At 58.8% G+C, this 4,918-nt stretch carries 6 protein-coding genes; 5 read left to right on the top strand and 1 reads right to left on the bottom strand.

Features of this window, described 5'->3' with window-relative positions:
- Positions 1 to 14: 14 nt before the first annotated feature.
- The gene (gene olsB / locus M0974_RS17760; RefSeq protein ID WP_297839498.1) at positions 15 to 770 is read right to left on the bottom strand and encodes an L-ornithine N(alpha)-acyltransferase; all 756 of its coding nucleotides are present in this window, start codon (positions 768 to 770) and stop codon (positions 15 to 17) included.
- Positions 771 to 1,100: 330 nt separating this feature from the next.
- Here olsB and M0974_RS17755 point away from each other — a divergent pair, with 330 nt between their 5' ends.
- From M0974_RS17755 to M0974_RS17735, 5 genes are all read left to right on the top strand, one after another.
- Positions 1,101 to 2,210, top strand: a complete 1,110-nt coding sequence (locus tag M0974_RS17755; RefSeq protein ID WP_297839496.1) for a serine hydrolase — start codon at positions 1,101 to 1,103, stop codon at positions 2,208 to 2,210.
- Positions 2,207 to 2,536 carry an amidase gene (locus M0974_RS17750; protein ID WP_297839493.1) on the top strand — a complete coding sequence of 110 codons (330 nt, stop codon included), beginning with the start codon at positions 2,207 to 2,209 and terminating at the stop codon, positions 2,534 to 2,536. Before M0974_RS17755 ends, M0974_RS17750 begins: the two co-directional genes overlap by 4 nt.
- A 109-nt stretch (positions 2,537 to 2,645) precedes the next feature.
- A complete protein-coding gene (locus M0974_RS17745) occupies positions 2,646 to 3,803 on the top strand; it encodes a phosphatidylserine/phosphatidylglycerophosphate/cardiolipin synthase family protein (RefSeq protein ID WP_297839490.1) in 1,158 nt (385 codons plus the stop codon).
- Positions 3,804 to 3,902: 99 nt separating this feature from the next.
- Positions 3,903 to 4,484: a DJ-1/PfpI family protein gene (locus tag M0974_RS17740; RefSeq protein ID WP_297839487.1), complete on the top strand. Its 582-nt coding sequence runs from the start codon at positions 3,903 to 3,905 to the stop codon at positions 4,482 to 4,484.
- Between the two features lie 9 nt (positions 4,485 to 4,493).
- The gene (locus tag M0974_RS17735; protein WP_297839484.1) at positions 4,494 to 4,793 is read left to right on the top strand and encodes a ribbon-helix-helix domain-containing protein; all 300 of its coding nucleotides are present in this window, start codon (positions 4,494 to 4,496) and stop codon (positions 4,791 to 4,793) included.
- Positions 4,794 to 4,918 lie beyond the last annotated feature (125 nt).

Genomic DNA, 4,918 nt, shown 5'->3' with positions numbered 1-4,918 from the left:
GCGTACCCGGCTCATCAGACCGCTGCCTTGAAGTGACGGGCGTAACGCGGGCACAGGTCATCGCGCTTGAGTAGGATGAACACGTCAGCGACTTGAAAGTCTTCGTCCCAGCAAGGCTCGCCGCAGATTTTCGCCCCCAGGCGCATGTAGGCTTTGAGCAGCGGTGGCATCTCGCAGATGACGTTATTGGGCAGGTCCAACGTTGGCAGCGGTTTTTTCGGTTCGGCGCGCAGGTTCTCGTTGCACAAGTAGCGTTCGCGCAGGCGCTGCATGATTGCGTGGGCCTGAATGCCGCCGTCCTGCATCGGAATACTGGCGCAGCCCATCAAGTAGCTGTAGCCGCCTTCGTTGAGAATCTCCGCCAACTCGCTCCACAACACAGCAATCGTCCCGCCGTTGCGGTAGGCCGGATCAACGCAGGTGCGGCCCAGTTCCAGGATCGGTCCTTGCAGATGGCCGAGGCCATGCAAGCTGAACTCTTCTTCGCTGTAGTAATTACCCAGCGTACTGGCGGCTTTGTGGTCGAGTAAACGGGTGGTCGCCACCAAACGGCCTGTGGCCAGGTCGCGAACGCCGATGTGCGAACAGTGCGCATCATAGTCGTCCATATCCAAGCCTAGTTCGGCGCCTTTAAGCGTGGCGTTGAACTCACCACTGAACACGCTGAAACGCAAAGCCTGAGCTTCGTGAAGTGCCTTGGCGCCAATCAAGCGTTCGGCCTGAAGGCGGCGTTCGACGCGGGTGTCGCGAGTGCAGGCGATCTGGGTCATGTGGCGTCTCCATAAGCCAGCCAGGCATTTGCGGCCGGTCGAGTTCAAGCGCATCGGGGTACACCTGCAGGCTATGGAGACGCCGTGTCATCACTATTAAGCTTTGGTGATGCTTGTATGACAGCGGTTTGATTTGGGGTGGCGCGGTTTGTCTGATGCACCGAGTTGCCTGTTTCCCGAACAAGTTCGATCCCACATTAGGTTCTCTGTGTGGCGCTGGCGCAGATTCTGTAGGAGCGAACTTGTTCGTGAAGAATGCTGCGCGGTTTGTCTGATGCCCTGAAACAATTCGCTGCTACGGTTGATGGGCGTCCCGCCAGAGATGTCCCGATGAAATCATTGCGCTTGCTGATCGCTTTTATGATGTTGTGCGCAGCGCCTGCATTCGCGCAAAGCTGGCCGGGCGAACACTGGACAACTGCGCCGGCTACCCCAAGCCCCGCGTTGCAAGCGCTGGAGGAGTACGCCTTTGCACCCCGCGACGATGCCACCCGCAAAGGCATTCGTACCGACGCGTTGCTGGTGATCCGTGACGGGCAATTAATCTATGAGCGCTATGCAGGGGTCACTACTGTCGACACGCCGCACCTCACTTGGTCAGTCAGTAAAAGCGTGATGGCGTGCGTGCTGGGCGTAGCATTCGGCGAGGGGCGCTTCCAGGCAGCGGATGCCGTGGCGAAATACTATCCGCCGTTCAACGCTCATCCTGACGTTAGACTTCAGGATCTACTGCACTGGGCGTCGGGGCTGGACTGGCAGGAAGACTATGAATACGCGCCGCTTAATTCGTCCGTGGTCGCCATGCTGTACACCCGAGGGCGCACTGATGTTGCCGCGTTCACGGCGGCGCATGGCGTTGCCAGTAAGCCGGGAACTGCCTATCGCTACTCCAGCGGCGACAGCAATGTGTTGTCCGCGGCGTTGAAAAGTATGGTGGGTGACAAGGCTTATCCAGACTATCCCTGGACCGCACTGTTTGATCCGTTGGGCATTCGCAGCGCCGTGTGGGAAACCGACAGCAGTGGCACGTTCATCGGGTCTTCCTACGCTTACATGACGGCCCGTGATCTGGCGCGCATAGGTTTGCTGATGCAGCGCGGCGGTCGTTGGGGCAATCAGCAACTGCTGCCCAAAGCATGGGTCGACTTCAATCTGGCGCCGTTCGCTCACCTGCAAACGGACACAGTGAATGAGGTGCCCGGCGCGCAATGGTGGCTGAATCGCTTGCCTGAGGGTCAAGCTGATCTGACTAAACGGCCGTGGCCGGACGCACCTGTGGATGCCTTTGCGGCGCTGGGTCATTGGGGCCAGGCCATGTACGTGGTGCCCAGTGCCAAACTGGTCATCGTGCGTTACGCCGATGATCGCGACAGCAGCTACAGCCATGACCAACTGCTTAAGCGAGTGCTGGCGGCGTTTGCCGGGGAGGGCGCCCGATGAGCCATCGCCGCCCCTTTATTTTGCGTCGCCCCTTCAGCAGTGTTCTGCTATTCATAGCGGTGGCGGCCGTATGGCTCGCTTGGCAGCATCGAGTGGCGCTACAGGCTTTTCCAACCATCATCAGCGCCTACACGGCAAAGGAATACTGCTCGTGCCGTTACGTGATGGACAATCCCGCTGACTATTGCGCAGGCTATGTGAAGCAATGGCTGCCTGGCACAGTGGTTGATGACGCTGTGCAGAGGCGTGTGACGTCCACGGGGTTGGGGCGCAGCAGTCGAGCCATTTGGAAAGGTCAGCGCCAGGGTTGTCAGTTATTGCCGTAGGAGTTTGCAACCTCCTGTTACAGCCGGTTAAGGTTGGCGGCAATCTCGCTTAGGGAGCACGCATGCTCAACACATTTCGTCTTCTGCTGACCTCGTCGGGTTTAAAGGCATGAGGGGGGCGATTTTTCCGTGGCGCGCCGATAACGAATTCAATTTGCTGATCGACGGTCCGGCGTTTTTTCCACGCATGATTGCCGCCATCGAGCAGGCGCAGCAGCAGGTCGAATTGGAGTTGTACCTGGTTGAGGCCGGGAGCTGCGCCGAAGCCGTAGTTCAAGCCTTGGTGAGCGCCGCGCAACGTGGCGTGATTGTGCGCTGCCTGTTCGATGACTTTGGCGCGCAGGCCTTCACGTTAAGCCTGCGCAAACGGCTGATCGACGCGGGCGTGATCCTGCGGTTTTACAACCGGATGCGTTGGCGCCGAGGTCTGCGCAACCTTTACCGCGATCATCGAAAGTTGCTGCTGGTGGATAAACAGTTGGCAGTGGTGGGCGGCACGGGCGTTACCGATGAGTTTTGGCATCCAGCGCGTGACACCAGCGACTGGCACGAAGTCATGGTCGAAATTACCGGGCCGATGGTCATCGATTGGCAGGCACTGTTTGACCGACAATTCCACGCCAACGACCGTCCCACCGCTTGGCGCCCAGCGCATATGTTCGGCTTGCCACGGCTGCCTAAAATGCCGCTGACCGGCGAAGGCATGGGGCGTGTGGCGTATGCCGACGCTCGCCAACACCGCGACATTCTGCAGTCGCTGGTCCGCGCATTGGCCAGCGGCCAGCGCCGAATCTGGCTGGCGACCCCGTATTTTCTGCCCACCTGGAAAGTCCGCCGGGCGTTGCGTCGGGCCGCTGCGCGGGGCATTGACGTACGCCTGCTGCTGACTGGGCCGCGCACGGATCATCCGTCGGTGCGTTACGCAGGCCATCGCTATTACCCGCGTCTATTGAAGTCCGGCGTGCGGATCTTTGAGTATCAGCCGTGCTTTCTGCATCTGAAAATGGTCCTGGTCGACGACTGGGTCAGCATTGGCTCGTGCAATTTCGACCATTGGAACCTGCGCTTCAATCTGGAAGCCAACCTCGAAGCCCTCGACCCCGCGTTGACCTACGCGGTGGCCAGCAGTTTCACCAATGACTTTGGCGTCAGCACTGAGGTCAGCCTTGACGACTGGCAGTCCCGCCCGTTGTTGCGCCGGGTACAGCAGCGAGTCTGGGGTTGGATTGATCGGCTGGTGGTCAATGTGCTTGATCGCCGTAACTGATATTCATCCTGAGTAGTAGTTGCCTATTACCTGCGTCGTGCTCATCGGCCGTACTTTGACTATTCTTGTTTGCCCACGCCTTTATTTAAGGAGAGAGCCATGGCCGCAAAGAAAATTCTCATGCTGGTCGGTGACTACGTCGAAGACTACGAAGTGATGGTGCCGTTTCAGGCGTTGCAGATGGTCGGCCATGTGGTCCACGCGGTTTGTCCCGGGAAGACCAGCGGCCAATCGGTGCGCACTGCGATTCACGATTTTGAAGGTGATCAAACCTACAGTGAAAAGCCTGGGCATAACTTCGCGCTGAACTTCGATTTCGACAAGGTCAAGGTTGAAGACTACGACGCTCTGGTGATCCCTGGTGGTCGTGCTCCGGAATACCTGCGCTTGAACGAGACCATATTGGGTTGGGTCCGCGCGTTCGACAAAGCCGATAAGCCAATCGCTTCGGTCTGCCATGGCGCGCAGCTATTGGCCGCTGCCGGTGTGCTGGAAGGCCGTGAGTGTAGCGCCTATCCTGCCTGCGCTCCTGAAGTGCGCTTGGCTGGCGGTACGTTCATCGACATCGCCGTCACTGAAGCCCATACCCACCGTAACCTCGTCACTGCGCCCGCCTGGCCTGCGCACTCGGCCTGGTTGAACGGTTTTCTGAAGCTGCTCGGGACTGAAATCACGTTGTGAGGAACACGTATGTGCGAACTCTATGTCAAAGCTGACCCGATTTTGTATGAATCACGCTCGCGGTCCCTGCGGATCTGCGGCGTGGTGACTACGCTGCGCCTGGAAAATCAGTTCTGGGATATTTTGGCCGAAATCGCCCGTAACGACGGCATGACCACCAACCAACTGATCACCAAGCTGTATGAGGAGGTCATGGGCTTCAATGGAGAAGTGGTTAATTTTGCCTCGTTCTTACGGGTCAGCTGCACGCGGTATTTGAGTCAGCGCCGGGTGGCGGCGCCTGAGTTGAGTGTGGTGAGGTCGTGGTAGAGGTTGGACGACAACGTGAAGATGTCGTGCAGCTTCGAGAAGATCGTGCCTATCTCCGCTCCCGTCAGCACGGGGAGCAGAGAGAGCGGGTTCCCCCTCCCCTCGCCCCCCTTGCCCCCGCCCTT

The sequence above is a fragment of the Pseudomonas sp. genome (assembly GCF_026224925.1).
Taxonomy (GTDB): domain Bacteria; phylum Pseudomonadota; class Gammaproteobacteria; order Pseudomonadales; family Pseudomonadaceae; genus Aquipseudomonas.
This window is presented reverse-complemented; position numbering and strand designations above follow the sequence as displayed.